19 protein-coding genes are annotated in these 17,261 nt (G+C 40.9%); 2 read left to right on the top strand and 17 right to left on the bottom strand.

Features of this window, described 5'->3' with window-relative positions; translation table 11 throughout:
• The first annotated feature begins 57 nt into the window (after positions 1-57).
• Positions 58-1,341, top strand: coding sequence for a mechanosensitive ion channel family protein (locus tag OH459_RS26175; RefSeq protein ID WP_009697516.1), 1,284 nt, complete (start codon positions 58-60; stop codon positions 1,339-1,341).
• Positions 1,342-1,361: 20 nt separating this feature from the next.
• Here OH459_RS26175 and OH459_RS26180 read toward each other — a convergent pair whose 3' ends face one another.
• The 16 genes from OH459_RS26180 to OH459_RS26255 form a co-directional block, all read right to left on the bottom strand.
• Complete coding sequence (locus tag OH459_RS26180; RefSeq protein ID WP_005445954.1) at positions 1,362-1,550, bottom strand: hypothetical protein; 189 nt, start codon at positions 1,548-1,550, stop codon at positions 1,362-1,364.
• A gap of 427 nt (positions 1,551-1,977) precedes the next feature.
• A complete protein-coding gene (locus tag OH459_RS26185; protein WP_269989516.1) occupies positions 1,978-3,069 on the bottom strand; it encodes a choloylglycine hydrolase family protein in 1,092 nt (363 codons plus the stop codon).
• Positions 3,070-3,318: 249 nt separating this feature from the next.
• Entirely contained in the window at positions 3,319-3,759 is a 441-nt protein-coding gene (locus OH459_RS26190; protein ID WP_005445956.1) for a hypothetical protein, read from the bottom strand.
• Positions 3,760-4,044: 285 nt separating this feature from the next.
• Positions 4,045-4,527, bottom strand: a complete 483-nt coding sequence (locus tag OH459_RS26195; RefSeq protein WP_269989517.1) for an OmpA family protein — start codon at positions 4,525-4,527, stop codon at positions 4,045-4,047.
• Positions 4,528-4,609: 82 nt separating this feature from the next.
• The gene (locus OH459_RS26200) at positions 4,610-5,992 is read right to left on the bottom strand and encodes a TadE/TadG family type IV pilus assembly protein (protein WP_005445959.1); all 1,383 of its coding nucleotides are present in this window, start codon (positions 5,990-5,992) and stop codon (positions 4,610-4,612) included.
• A 1-nt stretch (position 5,993) separates the two neighbouring features.
• Complete coding sequence (gene tadF, locus OH459_RS26205) at positions 5,994-6,572, bottom strand: tight adherence pilus pseudopilin TadF (protein ID WP_269989518.1); 579 nt, start codon at positions 6,570-6,572, stop codon at positions 5,994-5,996.
• Positions 6,562-7,104, bottom strand: coding sequence for a TadE family protein (locus OH459_RS26210; RefSeq protein WP_005445962.1), 543 nt, complete (start codon positions 7,102-7,104; stop codon positions 6,562-6,564). The genes tadF and OH459_RS26210 overlap by 11 nt, the downstream gene beginning before the upstream one ends.
• The gene (locus tag OH459_RS26215) at positions 7,101-8,189 is read right to left on the bottom strand and encodes a tetratricopeptide repeat protein (protein ID WP_050908264.1); all 1,089 of its coding nucleotides are present in this window, start codon (positions 8,187-8,189) and stop codon (positions 7,101-7,103) included. The genes OH459_RS26210 and OH459_RS26215 overlap by 4 nt, the downstream gene beginning before the upstream one ends.
• Entirely contained in the window at positions 8,189-9,055 is an 867-nt protein-coding gene (locus OH459_RS26220; protein WP_017818104.1) for a type II secretion system F family protein, read from the bottom strand. The genes OH459_RS26215 and OH459_RS26220 overlap by 1 nt, the downstream gene beginning before the upstream one ends.
• Positions 9,055-9,969: a type II secretion system F family protein gene (locus OH459_RS26225; protein ID WP_181859664.1), complete on the bottom strand. Its 915-nt coding sequence runs from the start codon at positions 9,967-9,969 to the stop codon at positions 9,055-9,057. The genes OH459_RS26220 and OH459_RS26225 overlap by 1 nt, the downstream gene beginning before the upstream one ends.
• Entirely contained in the window at positions 9,966-11,231 is a 1,266-nt protein-coding gene (locus tag OH459_RS26230; protein WP_005445970.1) for a CpaF family protein, read from the bottom strand. The genes OH459_RS26225 and OH459_RS26230 overlap by 4 nt, the downstream gene beginning before the upstream one ends.
• The gene (locus tag OH459_RS26235) at positions 11,228-12,427 is read right to left on the bottom strand and encodes an AAA family ATPase (protein ID WP_038897913.1); all 1,200 of its coding nucleotides are present in this window, start codon (positions 12,425-12,427) and stop codon (positions 11,228-11,230) included. Before OH459_RS26235 ends, OH459_RS26230 begins: the two co-directional genes overlap by 4 nt.
• A gap of 3 nt (positions 12,428-12,430) precedes the next feature.
• On the bottom strand, positions 12,431-12,880 hold the full coding sequence (locus OH459_RS26240) for a hypothetical protein (RefSeq protein ID WP_005445974.1): 450 nt from the start codon (positions 12,878-12,880) through the stop codon (positions 12,431-12,433).
• Positions 12,880-14,223: a type II and III secretion system protein family protein gene (locus tag OH459_RS26245; RefSeq protein ID WP_009697506.1), complete on the bottom strand. Its 1,344-nt coding sequence runs from the start codon at positions 14,221-14,223 to the stop codon at positions 12,880-12,882. Before OH459_RS26245 ends, OH459_RS26240 begins: the two co-directional genes overlap by 1 nt.
• A 2-nt stretch (positions 14,224-14,225) precedes the next feature.
• Positions 14,226-14,981, bottom strand: a complete 756-nt coding sequence (locus OH459_RS26250; protein WP_009697505.1) for a pilus assembly protein CpaB — start codon at positions 14,979-14,981, stop codon at positions 14,226-14,228.
• A 56-nt stretch (positions 14,982-15,037) separates the two neighbouring features.
• Positions 15,038-15,283, bottom strand: a complete 246-nt coding sequence (locus OH459_RS26255; protein WP_009697504.1) for a Flp family type IVb pilin — start codon at positions 15,281-15,283, stop codon at positions 15,038-15,040.
• A gap of 192 nt (positions 15,284-15,475) precedes the next feature.
• Here OH459_RS26255 and OH459_RS26260 point away from each other — a divergent pair, with 192 nt between their 5' ends.
• On the top strand, positions 15,476-15,922 hold the full coding sequence (locus OH459_RS26260) for an A24 family peptidase (RefSeq protein WP_017818101.1): 447 nt from the start codon (positions 15,476-15,478) through the stop codon (positions 15,920-15,922).
• Positions 15,923-15,969: 47 nt separating this feature from the next.
• Here OH459_RS26260 and OH459_RS26265 read toward each other — a convergent pair whose 3' ends face one another.
• Complete coding sequence (locus OH459_RS26265; RefSeq protein WP_009697503.1) at positions 15,970-16,878, bottom strand: LysR family transcriptional regulator; 909 nt, start codon at positions 16,876-16,878, stop codon at positions 15,970-15,972.
• Positions 16,879-17,261 lie beyond the last annotated feature (383 nt).

Below are 17,261 nucleotides of genomic sequence, written 5' to 3' on the forward strand. Positions count from 1 at the left end.
GACCTCTTCAAAGAAGTTCTCACTTCTTCATTCAGGTTACATTTTGAGGATGACATTTTGCTCGATCATCACATTCGCACTTTCATAGCAGACAAACTCAGTTCCGTGGGCATCAATAGTGACCCTTATGGCATCGAACTCACAACCGTTTTCATTCTTGCGAGCTTAACCGCAGCAGCGATCAGCTACTTGATAGTGCATCACCTGATCGTGCGGTCAGTCAATAATGTTCTACAAAAAGCCAATAAACCACTCGCTGAAAGCTTGGCGAAGTATGATGTCTTAGAAAAGCTCTCATTACTGATCCCAATCATGGTGTTGGATGTCTTTATCCCTCTCGCCGTAGGTCACTATGATTGGTTAGCAAACATCTTTGACCGGATTCTAAGCATCTCTATTTTAGTCATTTTTATCTGGATGATCTTTGCCCTGCTTGATGCGTTAAATGACATTGCGACGTTTAAAGGCATCACGAGAAGAATGCCGATCAAAAGCTTCGTCCAACTGATAAAACTGTTCACCTTCTTTGTTGGTGTTGTGGTTTCCATGTCGATTCTTGCCAACGAATCACCGGTAATTTTCCTATCAGGTTTAGGCGTTGCGACGGGCTTCGTCATGTTGGTGTTTAAGGATACGATATTGGGCTTTGTTGCAGGCATTCAACTATCTGCAAACCGCATGATCAGCCTGAACGATTGGATTCAAATGGACTCTTACGGTGCGAATGGCACAGTAGAGGAAATCTCACTCACCACAGTAAAAGTTCGAAACTTCGATAACACCGTGAGCATGCTGCCTGCTTACGCATTGGTGCAAAACGCCTTCATTAACTGGCAAGGCATGTCAGATTCTGGCGGTCGCCGTATCAAGCGGTCCGTGAATGTTGATGTCACATCAATTCGCTTCTTATCTGATGAAGAAATTGAAAAGCTAAAAAGCATCCGAATCCTTCGTCAGTACATTTATGAAAAATCGCGTGAAATCAGTGATTACAATCAAGAAATGAGTGAGGAACCCGCCTTCGGCAACCTACGTCAAATGACCAACTTAGGTATGTTCCGCGCTTACATTAATGCTTACTTGAAAGCGAACAAAGACATTCACCAGTACATGCTGATTATGGTGAGGCAGCTAGAGCCGACACCAGAGGGTATTCCGTTGCAGGTTTACGCTTTTACCAACAATACTGACTGGGCTTACTATGAAGGTGTGCAAGCGGACTTGTTCGATCATATCTACTCAATCATGCCTTTGTTTGGTCTGCGTCCATACCAAATGTTCACAAGTAATGATGCTAAACAAATCGCTTTAGAAAAAGTAACCAGCAAAAGCAATTCATAAGACATCTTAGAGAGTGGAGCTTACTCTTCACTCTCTAAATTTAGGCTAAGACGTTTTCGATCATAACGATGCTCGGCAAGCACGCCCCCTTCAACCTTATATCTCAAGCCATATTTACCAATACAGCCTCGCAACCTTAAACGGGTTAAATCCGACAAATCAGAAGCAGTGCCAGCTTTATCAACCAACTGAATCCAATATCTCTCCATTTTATCCTTCACGCCACTTCCCCAACTAACATTTATATATTTAGGGAGATTCTGGCAAATATCAGAGGAAGTCTGGATAGCATACGCTAGAACATTTCTGAAAGAATGCCTATGAGAATCGCATAAAACCGAATTAAAAGGCTAAAAACAGCACTTTCTGCCTGATTTTCTAATCTTAGCTATATACCTCGAGATACCTGATTCAGCGAGAACGAATTGGTTTAAAGACGCGGCGGCGATTTAAAGGTCTAGTGGGTCTAAATCAAGAATCCGCTACAAAGCATGCAAGCTAAGCCCCTTACTATTTGCAAAGGATGCCCTTTGGGAGCTTGTCGTTGAAAAAGAGAGATTTACGAAAAGAGAAGGGAAATAAAAGGAAAATGATTGAAAGAGAACAGGCTCTCACCTGCTCCCTTGGGTTTATGAATTATAGACGGATTTCTTCAACTGTAAACGAGCCGCTATCAAGCTGACGTTTAAGCTCCTGCTTTTGGTTAAAGTCTATCTTTTTCAAATCAACCTTTTTAATTCGGCTGTCATGCATGGTTGTGTAGTAAAACGCACCATTTCCTTGGTCGATCACTGATGTCCATTGAGTGGCACTTGGCAAATTTGGGATATGCTCACGATATTCGGCGTTAAACTCAGTACCAATTGGAATATCGAAGTTGTTTAGAATATGGAACGCTTGAGAGACCGCTTCTTGCGAGTTTTTTGATTCTGGCGCGGTATTAACAAAGAACGCAGCACGAACAAAACGTGATGGCGGCGTAATGTCTCCCGGCAAACCTAAGAAACCAGAGCCAATACCAAAAGATTTCGCTTCAACGTCACCAAACTTGGTCGGCGCACTGATGCCCGGTTGCAGATGGATGTAGTTGTTCAAGTTCGTTACTTGCCATGGGAAGGTTGGCGAATTAGTCAGTACACCCACCTCATTGTCGTAAATATGTACCTGACCACCATCCATAATTTCAATTACGATGTTGTTGCCTGCTTTATCAGTAACACGCCAATGTCCGGTTGGTGATGGCTGCCCTTTTTCATCGATATACACTGGCACAATATCGATGTTTTTCATTGCGGTTTTCACTTCTTCAACGGTTTTAAATTGTGACAACATCCAACGGACAAAGTCCATGTCAGCGATACTATTTGCGCGATCTTTCGGGTTGTAAGCCTTTAAAGAACCGTACCCTTTAAAGTAGAACAAACCAGCTGTTAGCCCTTCTTCGTTAATACCTTCGCCAATAAAGCGGTCATCACTCACTGAAATACCAACAAATCCATATTTGCTCTTCCAGCTTAAACCGTGCTTTTGGTCTGGCATGGTTGATGTGAACGTATAGTCACGCGGGGCGACAATCAGTTTACTATTGAGATCGCTCTCGCCCCATTCAATCGTTCGAGCGTGAATATGGTCATTTGCAGTAGTTGAAAGAGAGATGCCAGTACAAGCGATTGCAGGCGCAATAATACTGGCAGAAAGTGCCATAGCTAGGAGGGTTTTCTTTATCATTTTTAGATCCACCAAGGAGGGGTAACATTTCGCGATTGTATTCCTTTTTAAGTAACTTACAATCGAAAATATATAAAATCGGTAGAATATAGAGAATGAACAACTAAAGCGCTCAAAGTGATTAGCTTTGAGCGTCCCCTACTAGCTAAGACAAAAGGCTATAAATAAAAAGTGACACTGTCATTGATTTCCAAGGTATAAGAAATCGTCCTCTAACCCAGTCCCTCCCAATTGAAATCACAACAACCCCTAGTTATTACAATCGTAACTAATGCCCTCATACATGGTACTTATGTCGATGTACTTTTCGTAGTTCAGGTACGCGACAATTCGAGCATCGGTATTGAACATCAATCGATTTACCGCATGTATCGCATCATAAAGATCTTTACCATCCACCCCGGCTTCCTTAAAGCAATGTCTGACATAACGGTAATCTTTGTAGATCTCGTATGCCAAGAGCTGATTCTTCGCATCGTTACTCGAGAAGTCGTGTTGCAAAATGCTTGAAGAATATTGTACGTAACGCAAAAGAAAATCGTGATTAATTTCACTGATTTTGAGTGCTTTCAACACAGCTTCCACGTCGTCACGGATGTGATTGTGATTCTTGTCGATTCCTAACAATGAATCGGATACGTCCTTCTTAATAGAAGGATTTGATATCACCCTCTCTAACTGCGAACTCATACTTGGTCCAATAATGAGCTCCGCTGAATATATTGGGTGGCTAATGAATAGAAAAAAGGTAGAAGCGATAACGCATCGAGAAATAGACATTTTAATTATCGTTGTATAAAAACAAAATTAAATGCTATCGATTAATGATTGAAAAATGAAATAGACATTTATTATTCCATAATAAATATCAGTAATAAAAGAGCTTGGTAAGTACCAAGCTCTTTTACTAAACAACCCCACTTAATAGTGAGCACATAAAAATTATAATGACAACAGCAAACAGTGGATTACACATTAGTCTATCGTTAATACAACTCGACGGTTACAGCCAGATACTTTGTTTTCATTTACCTTACAAATCGGCGCAGACTCACCGAATGCTTTTTCAACAATCCTGTTGCCTAGACCTAACCCTTGTTTCAGGTATGCTGTTGCGGCATTCGCGCGACGAGCAGACAAGCCTTTGTTATAAGCCTGAGAGCCGACTTCATCAGTATGCCCTTCAACAAGAACACGAGTACCTTCGTCAACCAGTTCCAAGTATTGCGAAATCGCTTGTTTGTGAGTGTCTGTTAAACGATATTTATCAGTATCATAGTTGAGGATCAACGACATCGAGTTCTTATCAAAGGTGCAGCTGTCGGTCGCATTCAACCCTTCAACCTTAACTACTCTCTTATCCTGTACAATAGAGCGTTCTTCATTTACCGTCACCGCTAACTTACCAACAACCTGAGTGACTTTTGTTTCGGAACTTTTAAGAATTTTAGAGCTCACGTAGTTTTCATCATAATTAATACAATTAGCGAGTGCGACATTTGAGGTAAAAATAATCGCGATTGATAATAATTTTTTCATTTTAATCTTTTAATCGTCCTGTCTCTTCGTTAATCAGATTTAATATGTATTTGTAGACATCTTTACCATTTTTTGCGTGATAAATATTTTTCTCGCCAACACAATCACCGAATCCATCGTCCTTTTGTACGTTGTAGTTAACACCTATAACGCCCATAGTGACTTTTGTTTTTTCACCTTCTAACTTCGCGTGTTCACTTTGAAACTTATTTTCTTTGCTAGAAATTCTTTTCTTGAGCTGTTCACAAAGGTTGTGTTCACGCACTAATGACTTCAAGAACTTGTCGTAAACTTGTTGATACTGAATATAACCATAACTGTCTCGATAACTTTTCGTGACCACGTCGTATTTGTTTCTATACGTACTGTTTCGATGGAGATAGTCAGGGAATCGTACGTCTGTATCTGCACCATCAGAAAGGAAGATAAACACCTGTTCTGGGTTACGCTCTTCTTTCTTAACTTTGTCTGCCTCTTTCGCTGCTGCAATCAGGCCTAACCAAGAATTGGTGCCGCCACCCCTAGCAGGCATTACCTTGTTCGAATTCAAGATATTGATAAATTCCTGATAGTTGTCTGTTATTGGAATATCTCGTGCCTGATTATAATAACTAGAGTGGTACACGTTTTGTTCATCCACAGACTGGTCAAACATATCATCGACAATGCTTTGGAAAGATGCTTCTGTGTGAGAAAACTCACTTGCATAGTCGTAGAATTTTAGTCTGCGATCTTTTTTATCGTATTTCACGTTGTAGGCATTGTAAGTCAACAAGGCAACGCGACTCTTCTTATTCTCACCGGTTTTAAAGTCCTTCAAATCTTCGACAACTTTGGTGATCGTTTCCTTCACCACCTGCATCTGGGTTTTGTTGTTTTGCCCATACCACAGGTTACTCATCGATTGACTGGTATCCAGTATGAAGTAGATATCCACTGGTTGAGGTAAGTATTTCCGGGTGATCGAATCGCCAGACACTTTGAATTTTGGCTCTACGCCGATTTCATTATGTGAAATCCATGAATCATGCTCAGAGGTGGCAACCACGGTGAAGTCTGCAAATGGCGATAACTCATTGGCTTTCTGAACACATCCGTCTTTGTACTCACACTTCTTGGTCGATACGTTGATCTGAATGTCGCTAATATTGTCGGTAATATATAAGTCGACAATTCTCTGCGCATAGTCTTTGTCTTCTTGGTTGTCTTTGCCTGGACTAGCAATCAAGGCAAGACTCGCAACTTCAGCCGCCTCCTCTATTTTTGAGTGCGCAAGCAAACGTTGCGTATAGCCAACAGAAAACGAGAAAGTGATGATTAATATAGGGAGAAACGAAAGAAATATGATCCCAGCAACCCCTTTTTGCTTAGTGAAGCGCTTCATATTAAATCCTTGCAAATGAATAGGAACTGGTCACGACTTTGATCGGCTCACCGCTCATAAGACCGATAATGTTAAACGGCGTTTTGTAGCAAAGAGACACATGATAAAGAGGAAGGCGTCGGTTCTGCGTAGTCAAAGGCAATAGTTTTGTTGCTTTTTCCACTGTAATTTCCTCTAGATCCGGAAAATTACACCCTGCCGTCATGCCTTTTAAGGCGGTGGTTCTAACAAGCTTCTTATCTTTATCAATCAAAGATAGCTCTATGACTCGCATCCCCAGCTCATTTTCGTCAAAATCTGGTAGTGTGCGTTTCAACATGCCTTTCGCCATATCGAACGAATTGTTCATGTGTGTCTCGCACTGCTTACCTCCTGCGCCACAAATATCGAGCTCATTGGCAAACAACTGTCGGCGTTCACTAACCACACTGACGATCGAATACACAACCCTATCCAACTGCCCTTTTTTATTAACGGCGATGGTGTAGTTGATATGCATGGCAATAATGGAGCCAAAAAAGAGTAAGACCAATGCAAGCTCAACAATAAAAGCACCGGTTTGCTTTGACTTAGTTACCACAACTGATCTCCTCTCCTAACTTGAACGTACAGCGCTCGTACTCCTGAACCGCGACCATCTCGCGACTAATGTTCATGCTTGGCATAACAAAGTTAAACAGAGGCTGATAGGTGAAGCTCAATTGGTATATGGCAATTGGCATGTTGACTGAGTTTTCAGCAGTGTCGCCTTTCTTGATGTTTGGGCATTCACTCAACGCTTTTCCACTGCGATTACAATGGATAAAGTCAGTTAGGTTTTTAAAGTAATAAACCGATGCCGAAACCGTTGAGTGATCAACAACTTTTGACCATAGTGCGCCACCACTTGATTCAAGCTTGGTTTTAATTACGTCTTGGTAGTCGACCTTTTCAGTACTGTGAGAGCTGCCTTGCTTTTTACTGCTCATCACTGCTGTGGTTAATGCATGATCCGTCACACCCATTGAGTACGTTAAAACCGACAAGTCAAACCAAGTAAACAGAACCATTAGTAAAACTGGCAAGCCCATTGCGGTCTCGACCGTCAAACTTCCCTTTTGAAACTTGATCATAGCTCGACGTACCTTTTCTTCGTGTAATCAACAACAAAGGCACCTTTGATATCCATATTTTCAAGAAATTTCTTTGCGTCATTGATATCACTGAACTCACCAATGCAGTAACGCTTCCATAAGCCGTGCGTGTAGGAATACACACTTCCATAATTGCCTTTCAGATAGTTTAAGTAATCCGAAGGAATCACCTTATAGGTTGCCAAAACTTGAATTCGGTAAATTGAAGGTGCTTTAGGGCGTAAGTTTTTTGGATCTAGAACTGAGCGTGCTACGTACTTTGGTTTCAAATCGACTGATTTCGTTTCCATTTCCATATTTTTCTTTTCCTTTACTTTAGCGACCTGCTTTGGTTGAACTGTTTTCGTTACTTTTTTAGGAAGCGGTTTAACGCTCTGCATGAGTTTTTTCAGTTTGACTCGCGCTTCCTGTTCGCTGCTGTCGTGCTTTAACACTTCCAGTGCTACGTCAGGCCGGTGTGAGCGAGTCGAAGCTAATAGTAGATTTGAGCGGACCTTTTCATCGTTCGGATTAGCCGCAAACAAGCTGTAGAGCAGTTCCATCGCAGGTTCCGGACGACCTTGCAACATCATCACGACGGCAATATTGTTATTCGCTTCTCGGTCCGATGCGCCGTTTTTCTTGCTGTCGTTGAAGTTGGCAATTGCACCGTTGTAATCTTTCTTACGCGCTAAAATCTTGCCTTTTAAAAGATAATAATTACCCTTCGGACCACCGTTTTCTAAATAGTCATCTAGATAGCGTTCACTTGCGTCATAATTACGTTTTAGATATTCCAACTTAGCTAAGATGTAAATAATCTCTGGATCTTCGAGGTCTTTCTTCTCAAGAGTATTTATGTATAACTCGGCAGACTTTTGGTCTTTATTATCGAGGTATAAATTGATCAGCTTTATCTTATAGCTTGGAACTTCAACCAAATTTGCTTTATAAAACTCGATCAGTTGTTCAGTTTGTCCAGAATTAGTTAGTAGTTTTTCTTTGGTTACTAATTCCTGATTGATGGTTGAACAACCACTTAAAAGCAGTAAAACAAAAAGGGAAATATAGTTTTTTACATTCATTATCCTAGCATCCTCATTATCCCTGGCGCTGCGATTAGAACAACAATAGGAACCATGATAAAAGCGATCATTGGTATGGACATTTTTGCCCCCATCTTTCCTATTTTTTCTTCCAAATCGAGCATGTTTATTTCTCGAATATCAGAAGCGAGGGAAGCTAATACCGCACCTACTGATGAGCCGTACTTCAAGCTTTGAGTAAGAGTCATGACAAAGCTTTGCGCTTCTGTGGTTGGAACCAGATCATAGAACTCAGTAAGCGCTCGATCCAAACCAACAATTTTGGCTCGTTCTGACGTTTTTTTAACAACATAAGCCAGGTTTTCATCGACTGTTTTTAGCTCGTTCGACAGATATTCCAAACTCGCTTCGAGCGTCATCCCGGTATGCACACACACGTTCATTAAGTCGAGCAAGAAAGGCAGTCGACTACTGACGTGACGAACGTTCGCATTCCCTTTCGATGAAATGTACATATCTGGCGCAATCAAACACACAAGCATCGAAAGCGAGAATGAAATAAACGCAGATGAAAACTCCATATCTCCTTGCATGTAAGAATAACCAATAAATGCTAAGCAAAATAACAGTGGTATAATCTTCAGAAGGTAATAAGCTTGCGCAATAAAATCACTATGAATCCCTGCTCTAACTAAGTTGTTTTTCGTTTCTTCTTTATTAAAAGACAGGCGCGAAAGTTGTACTGCCAACTTATCCGCAAAAGGCGTCTTTTCTTGGGTTGAGTCAATGATCTTCTTTGTCGAAATATTCGCTTTGGTTTTATCAAACACTTTTAACGAGTAATACGCGACAGATAGTGAAATAAACAACCCTAATGCTAAAAAGATTAATTTAATGTCGACCATTACTTCACTCCTCTTAATATCATATAGATAAAGAAGAATCCGATAGCTTCACTGACCAGCACGTAATAAAAGATAGGTTTCCCACCTTCTTCAAACATCACGAAGTTATAATTTTCAGGGCTGGTTACTTTCAAAATCATGATAAAGATTACCGGCAGAGCCGCGATGATTTTTGCTGAAGCACGCGCCTCTGACGTCAGTGCATTTTTCTTCTTCTCGATTGCCCTTGCTTCAAACATGATTCGGTTGATGCGGTTAATGACGTCTTTTAGTTGACCACCTCGACTCAAGTTGATTCGAATCGTCGCCGCAAAGAAAAAGTACTCAACATAAGGGAACGACGCAGCACTTCGCGCCAAGACATCATCTGGGTCTTCACCGATAAGTAAGCGCTCTGACATCTTCTTGAACTCTTCGCCTACTTCATTATCAAGCTGAGTGCCCACATATTCGAACGCATGGACAATACTCTGACCCGAGGAGAGCGCACCAGAAAGAATGTTCAGCGCATCCGGGAAGTTATCCTTGAATCGCTGCGCTTGAATGCCACTAAGTTTGAGAATAAACATCACAAATAGTATTGGCTCCAAAGCAAGCAACACTTTCCAATACTCAAACATGAAGAACCAATCGTTAACGAAGTAAACCGCTAATGAAGAGCCCGCAAAAAAGCCAATTAATTTGATTCCTGCATTAGGACTCAACAGCTTTTTCAACTGCTTAAATTTATCCTTAATCTTTTTTCGATAGCTGATATCAAAGCTTTCTGAATCGATAACCGCTCGAGAGCCAGAAACGCCCTCGAACGTATTAGATTGCTCAATGATCGATGTGATTTCTTTCTGTTTTTTCGAATGCCCAATAAACAGAAACAAAGCAATTACAACCCATAGCAAAATGACAATCAGCATCATGAGAACAGCTCCTGCAGCGCCCCATCCAAGCCAAAGAACTTCGCACGCTCATAAATTACAGAGCGCTTAGAAAGACCTGGCGTTCGAAATTCGCCCGAGATTTTGCCTTCATCACCCATTCCGTTGTTTTCAAACCGGAAGATATCTTCCATAACAACGTTGTCACCTTCGAGACCAACAATTTCACTGATAAACAAGATCTTACGACTACCATCATGGAGTCGTCGTACTTGGACTATCAGGTCAACCGCACTCACGATGGTTCGACGAATCGCCTCAAGCGGTAGACTGGCTGTCGCCATCATTACCATACTCTCCACACGAGCAATCGCATCACGAGGGGTGTTCGCGTGAAGCGTAGACATTGAGCCATCGTGACCAGTGTTCATTGCTTGAAGCATTTCAAACGCTTCACCACCACGACACTCACCAACAATGATTCTATCTGGTCGCATACGCAGGGCGTTGATTACCAAATCTCGCGCAGTGATTTCACCCGTCCCTTCAACACTTGCTTGACGAGTTTCCAATCGAACAATGTGTGGTTGTTGCAATTGAAGTTCGGCCGCATCTTCAATGGTAACGATACGTTCACCACTACCAATGAAACCGGACAATGCGTTCAACAAGGTTGTTTTACCTGAACCCGTACCCCCAGAGATAAGGATGTTGCACTTACAATGGCTGGCAATCGAAAGCAGCTTTGCCATTTCAACCGATAGCGCGCCAAACTGAACCAAGTTTTCTAGCTTGATTTTTTGCTCTTTGAACTTACGAATCGAAATGGATGTCCCATCGATTGCAAGAGGCGGAATAACAATGTTTACACGACTTCCATCTTCCAAACGAGCATCACAAAGCGGTTTTGATTCATCAATTCGACGCCCCACATTTGAGGCAATACGCTTAGCAATGGTGTTGAGCTGTTTCTCGTTGACGAACTGAATTGGTGACTTTTCTACCTTACCGTTCAATTCGATAAAAATGTCTGAGGGACCATTGATCATGATGTCCGAGATTTCATCGTTATCGACCAACGCTTGAAGGGGGCCAAGACCTTTCAACTCGTCAAGCAGTGCTTTAACCAGCTCTAAACGCTTTAAGCTACTGATTTGAAGTTGCTTCTTCTCAATAAGAATATTAACGGAGTCTTTTAGTTGGCTCTCAAGCTCCAACGGTTCAACGTCAACTAACGAGGCTGCATCTAAGGCGTCAAAGATTTCGTCCCGGATCTCGATATAAACTTCTTTCAAGTGATTCATTTCTTAAACCACGCGAACTTTTTCTGTACTTTGACTTTTTTACCCGTCAACGAATTCACAATATTGGCAATGGCAGGTGCAAACTTAAGCTTTGCCGTATTTTGAATGCCTTGTTGAATAATGAGCTTCTCTAGATTGGCTTCATAAGCAAAATCAATCGCGTCTTTTGCTTTGATTTTCTCTTTCGCCCCTTGAAGCGGCATCATGTAGTCCTTCTGAGATCGCGTCATCGAGAAAATCACTCGATGCTCAGACTTACCCAACTTCTTCTTGATCGAGTGGTACGCTCTTAGTGACGCCACGGAAGGTTCACAAACAATAAAAATACGGTTGTATCGGTCACTGATATCTTCTGCTGTCAGCTCATCAATCGCACTAAGCGGCATGGAATCAATGATAAAGTTGTATTGATCAACCAGTTCGTTAGAGATGCGAAACAGCGAATCTACATGATCGCTCAAGCAAGCAACGTTCTTTTCTAGTGTGAGGAAGTTGAGCCTATCTTTGACAGGTTTCACGTAGCTTCCGGCAATCGCGGCATCCAGTTCAGACTGGTTCAAATCAATGCTGTTTTGCTGCGCTTTTAGCCCTTTTAAGCCTAGAAATATGTCTGAGTTAAGTGCGATGGTGTCATGCTCAACAAGCAAGGTTTTTAAGTTCGCTTGTTGACTCAAACTGTGTGAAAGAAAAGCACTTATCGTCGACACGCCCACCCCGCCTTTGCTACCAAGCATTAAGACTCGCTTGGCAATACGAGACTTCTTCTTAACTGTTGGTGAGAATGTCGCAGCACTTGACTCTTTAAGCGCCCCTAACAGACCATCGAGTTCAGGGTCCCAAAGTATGTAGTTGGCACCCAATGACAGGACTTTATCTCGCATCAGTATTGAGTCCATGTTACTCACTACAATAAGAGAAATGCTGACGTCTAATCTTGAAGAGATCTCCGCAACTTCTGAAATCAACTCGCCACATGCTCTTAAGTCAAGAATGACATGCTTTATTTCAGCGTTAGTTTTATGCCAACTTTCGTCATCAATATCGTCGACTTTTAAAGGTGAAGCGAAACCTTCGATTGCGTAGAGCTCGTCGATTGCTTGAAGAAAAGCCAAATCATCTGAAACAACCAGATCAATGGTGTTGTTCTTCTTATCTTTGCTTGATGAAGTCGTTTTGAATAGGTTATCTAAATCCATTTTTTACTCCGCCACAGGATTCGTCATACTCAAGCGTCTGTTGTATTCCAAGCTGCACCCAAATGGATGATGTTTAAGGGTGTTGAATGAAACAGCATCACAAGTTTGCTCTTGCATCTTGTGGTATTTCGCAACGATTTTTACGCCTTTGCTTTCGCTGTTTGCGTTTAGGGTATAACGCAACTTGTTTACGCCTTTGGCTTTGATTTCTTTCACAAAGCCATCAACAAACTGACTTTCTTTGGCGTCGTAATTGATTGCAAATGTCGACTTCGGATACTGAAGATTGATTTGATTGACGAAGTTAACCGATTTATCCATCGCCACTTCTTTGTTTGTGACTCGAAACTCAAAGGTTTCTACAATTGTGTCTACGGTTGTTTTGTTTGGTGTTACCGATACCGAGCAACCCGAGAGTAATACAGAAACCACCAACAATAGGTTTGCCTTCATTAGTTAAAGCCTCCCGCCTTTATTGTATTTTCCAGCTCTTCGTCATCAACATTTGAAAGATCAAGTTTCAACAAACGCTCAAGATCACTTGTTCGTTTAAACTTCGGCAGTTTAATATCGGTTTCTTTAACAGGATCGACGAGGTTAACTGTCGCTACGATGATCAGCTCAGTCTTTCTTCTTTCAGTATTGGTTTTACTAAACAGCGCACCCAAAATCGGGATATCACCCAGGTAAGGGATTTTGGCTAGTGATTCTTGCTCTTCTGATGTCAACAGACCTGCTAGAACAAAGCTTTGACCATCTTTCAATTGTACGGTCGTTTGGGCTTTGCGAGTCCTCAAAGAAGGCACACTGATGAGTCCAGAATTCACACCATTGGTCTTATCAATAGAGCTCACTTCCGGTAGCAGTGACAAACGAATGTTTTCAGAATCCGTTACCTTAGCCACCATAGACAGCTTTACCCCGTACTCTTTATAAGTAACAGAGATACCATCGTTATCGCGAACTGTAATAGGGATTTCACCACCAACTAGAAAGCTTGCAGACTCACCGGAAATCACAGATAGATTTGGTTCGGCAAGCACTTGTCCAATGCTGTCATTACCACTCGCTGAAATCACCGCAACGATATCCTCAGCAGTAAAGTCCAAAATCTTATTGACGAACTGGCCAGCACCACCAATGGACTTACCGTTTGTTTCAGCGTATGAAACCCCTAGCTCGGTCAAGAATGAACTTGAAACTTCTGCAACCGTCAGCTTTACGTTGATTTGATCTGTGGTGAGAACTTTCAGATTGTTGATGATGTCTTCAAACACATAAGTCGCTGTATAGTCGAGAGCATCGCCAGATTCTCCGTTTGCATTAGTGAGCTCAAAAGTATTCCTTTGTTTGCTCTTTTTCAGCATTTCACCTACGTGGCGATACACCTTGTTTTTGATTTCTTCGCTGCTCACGACACCATCAATGACAACCTGCTCACCAATGTTGGTCAGCTTAATATCTTCATCGGGATATCTTGCAATAAGTGTTTGTTTTAAAAGCCTTAAGCTTTTATTTACGACCACTTCTGCGTTGTAAATTTCGTTTCCTGCTCGGTCGTAAGCGATAATGGAAGTGGCACCACGGCCAATGCCGTAAATCACTAATTTCCCGTTTGCGATGACCTTGTAATCCGCAATTTGGGTATCCGCGACAAACACGGTATCAATGTTGCGTTTTACATTAATCGTCTTCGCTGCACCTTTATCAAGGCTTAATAGATCCCCAGCTGACGCGGAAGCTGGGAGAAGCAAAACCAATCCCAGCGTGACTGATAATATATTTTTATTGAACACCCTTAATTCCCTCTCAGCTGTCGAACGCCAAATCGATGCTCAATCAAATCGCTACTTTTTACAGATAAGTATTTATGAACCATCTTTGCTGGAACCAGAGTTATGGCTCCAATTTTCTGTGCCATTTCTAGCTTAAGTACCTGTTTAACGGTCAACGCGATAATCAAGCCATATTCTTCATTTGACGAATCATCATCTTCAGAAACGTTCATCGATTGCAAAACCAAAGCCCCGTCAATGATGACGTTGCTTGTCAAGCTATCGATATCGGAATAGCCACTTTCTAATAAATTGGATTGAGATGAGGTTGTGGCAACAAAACTGACGCGATCGCCAGGTTGAATTGGTAGCGCTTCTACAATGCTACTGCCTTGCGACAAGTAGTAATAAGGCACTTGGTCTTTTTTAAGTGAAAGATACATGTAATCTTTTTCACCAGGATTAGAAACCAAGTCTGGTGTTAATTGCATACCTTCTTTGACGTCTTTCGCCCATAGCGCACCTGAATCAATCTTGATGCTCGCGTAAGGAACGTATGAATGCTGTTTTGCTTCCGACTCGGGAAACTCACGAATATCTATTGCATTGGCGTTAACCGGCTCAGCTTTGTTTACAGCTCGATTAACGAATGCGACCTCTACAAACACTTCATTTTCGACCACTGCCACTGGCTCAGGCTGATCAAAAAAATCGCTGACGTAGAAAAAAGCCAAAAACATAGTGATGGCAACAAATACAAAAACTAATGCTCTACTCATAGAATAAAAACCTTAAAAGAGAGGGTTTCCCCTCTCTAAATTTATAACTGGTTAACTTATCCTTGTTTACCGTCAGCTTTATTGCCAGAACCTCCAGCAGAGTTAGCACTTTCCATTGAAGTAGAAATTTTGCCCATCGCGTCATTTAGCGTTGTTTTCAAAGTGCCATCTTTAAATACAAACAGAATAATTGAAGACATTGCTACAGCGATGATTGCGTATTCCACTGCAGTTACACCACGTTTATCTGACTTAAATTTGTTACGGATATTACGAAGTTTAGAATTGATGTTTAAAAGCATGTTTACCTCTATTTCCTTGAATTAATCACTCATTTCGTGAACGTAGAAAATCTACCTCAATAGAAACAATCACACCAATTAAGCTTTTTTATTCATTTATAAATAGTTGTTATAAACACATGTAATCCGTTACATAATAATTTATTATTAGGAAGCAATTGAATTCCAATCTCCCTCCATTAAAATAGTAAAATGAATTATATAAAATTTATCTTTTGGCTAACCTGCCTTACCAGCGTGATGTGTATTTTTTATGGTGATATTCGCTATAGGATTGTGAAGCATCGATTCATTTTTCTTATCAGTGTTACCTCACTAGCTAGCTTGTATTATTCTCCAGCTCCTTTTAATCAAGTTCTGGTGAGTACATGTATTTTTATTGCATTCTTTTTGCTTTGGATGATGAACGTAGTTGGAGGTGGGGATGTAAAATTAATCGGTGCACTATTTTTAGGTGTACATAGTGAATATATGTTATTAGCAATGATTGCTATTGGATTATTGGGCGGAATTCAAATTCTTTTGATGTGGATGACGGCCATTTTTCGTCAAACTCCTCCTTTTAAAAATGGCATTCCTTACACAATACCGATCGGTATTAGTGGGCTTTTTTTCTTTTATCTATCCCTTTTTTCTTGACTATAAATACAAACGCCATGCCTATTTATAATAGGCATGGCGTTTTACTACATTACTTCACAACTGGTCAGTAAGGAAGTGGGAGGTTTTCTACTTACCACTCCTTTAGATGTGAGTCGGAAAGTTTCGGTAATCAAACTTCTTAAACGTTCTTGATCAATTTTCTTGGCTGCCGAATCGTTGCACCAAACATACATCTCAATGTATTTTGGTAATAAATATTGGCTACATTTGTGATCACCTAAGGTCCAACTTGGACAAACGACAAACGTGTTTGCTGCTTGTAGTTCGTTAATCATCAGTCGTGATGATGAGGTCGTAAGCCAATGTTTTACCTTAGAAATATCTACACCAAAAGAATCAAGAAGCACCTCGGCATCTCGCCTAGAAAGAGAGTTACAAAAGACGATTCGCTCGGGATAGCACTCTTCAGGATCAACCGCGCAGTCACAAGCTAAAATGTATTGTTCTCTGTTTAGGGGAAATACACGCCCTTCCACAGATGTGGTATCACCGATGGCAAACACCAAATCGTGGTTTTCTTTATCGACACAATTAAGGTCGCTATAACTTGTCACAGCCAACTCGACGTCGTTATATACTCTGAAAGAACTGATTACTTTTGCGACTAACTCAGGGGCGAATGAATCAGAAATCGCAATAGAATACCGATCAAACATATCAACTTGAGCCAACTCATCAAATAATTGATCATATAACGACATCGTCTGATCCGTATAATCTAGTAATATTTGACCATGTTTAGTCAAGTTAAAACCATCCTTTCGGTCAAAGACTTCTGCGCCTATAGTACATTCAAGTTTTTTAATATGTTGTGAAACGGCTGGTTGGGTTAAATATAGACTTTCTGCAGCTGCAGTAAAACTTCTATGTCTTGCAACATGTGAAAAAGTGCGTAAGTACTTTACATCAATGGTTCGTTTATTAGCTTTCATTTAATTAACACCAAGACCCAATAATTATCCGATAGTTATAATTGTTATACATCCATAAAGCTACACATTGAGCCAGTTAATAATTGGCTTCCCGCTATAACTCAGCGTCTTATTCTACGTCTAACTATTCAACAGTTGTATAAGAAACACGTTGCTTATTTCTCAAATTTGCAACTGATCAGAGGAGATTTATTTTGGTGTAAATGACTGTTTTATTTATTATTTCGCGTTGCGAAATAATTAGTTAAAAAAAGATAATTTTATAATATTGTGTCTTAATCACCCCCTTTATGAGGCCTAAACCCCCCCTTTATATTTCGAGTGACTACTTAATAATATGCATACAGTTTTAATTTATAACAAACGATATACATTATAAGAAC

Source organism: Vibrio sp. MM46 (assembly GCF_027587135.1).
GTDB lineage: Bacteria > Pseudomonadota > Gammaproteobacteria > Enterobacterales > Vibrionaceae > Vibrio > Vibrio harveyi.

Coding starts and splice junctions, on each gene's coding strand:
- OH459_RS26260 (WP_017818101.1), top strand. CDS start 15,476: ATGAATTATATAAAATTTATCTTTTGGCTAACCTGCCTTACCAGCGTG.
- OH459_RS26230 (WP_005445970.1), bottom strand. CDS start 11,231: ATGAATCACTTGAAAGAAGTTTATATCGAGATCCGGGACGAAATCTTT.
- OH459_RS26215 (WP_050908264.1), bottom strand. CDS start 8,189: ATGAATGTAAAAAACTATATTTCCCTTTTTGTTTTACTGCTTTTAAGT.
- OH459_RS26235 (WP_038897913.1), bottom strand. CDS start 12,427: ATGGATTTAGATAACCTATTCAAAACGACTTCATCAAGCAAAGATAAG.
- OH459_RS26250 (WP_009697505.1), bottom strand. CDS start 14,981: ATGAGTAGAGCATTAGTTTTTGTATTTGTTGCCATCACTATGTTTTTG.
- OH459_RS26255 (WP_009697504.1), bottom strand. CDS start 15,283: ATGCTTTTAAACATCAATTCTAAACTTCGTAATATCCGTAACAAATTT.
- OH459_RS26200 (WP_005445959.1), bottom strand. CDS start 5,992: ATGAAGCGCTTCACTAAGCAAAAAGGGGTTGCTGGGATCATATTTCTT.
- OH459_RS26225 (WP_181859664.1), bottom strand. CDS start 9,969: ATGATGCTGATTGTCATTTTGCTATGGGTTGTAATTGCTTTGTTTCTG.
- OH459_RS26240 (WP_005445974.1), bottom strand. CDS start 12,880: ATGAAGGCAAACCTATTGTTGGTGGTTTCTGTATTACTCTCGGGTTGC.
- OH459_RS26265 (WP_009697503.1), bottom strand. CDS start 16,878: ATGAAAGCTAATAAACGAACCATTGATGTAAAGTACTTACGCACTTTT.
- OH459_RS26210 (WP_005445962.1), bottom strand. CDS start 7,104: ATGATCAAGTTTCAAAAGGGAAGTTTGACGGTCGAGACCGCAATGGGC.
- OH459_RS26190 (WP_005445956.1), bottom strand. CDS start 3,759: ATGAGTTCGCAGTTAGAGAGGGTGATATCAAATCCTTCTATTAAGAAG.
- OH459_RS26220 (WP_017818104.1), bottom strand. CDS start 9,055: ATGGTCGACATTAAATTAATCTTTTTAGCATTAGGGTTGTTTATTTCA.
- OH459_RS26180 (WP_005445954.1), bottom strand. CDS start 1,550: ATGGAGAGATATTGGATTCAGTTGGTTGATAAAGCTGGCACTGCTTCT.
- OH459_RS26185 (WP_269989516.1), bottom strand. CDS start 3,069: ATGATAAAGAAAACCCTCCTAGCTATGGCACTTTCTGCCAGTATTATT.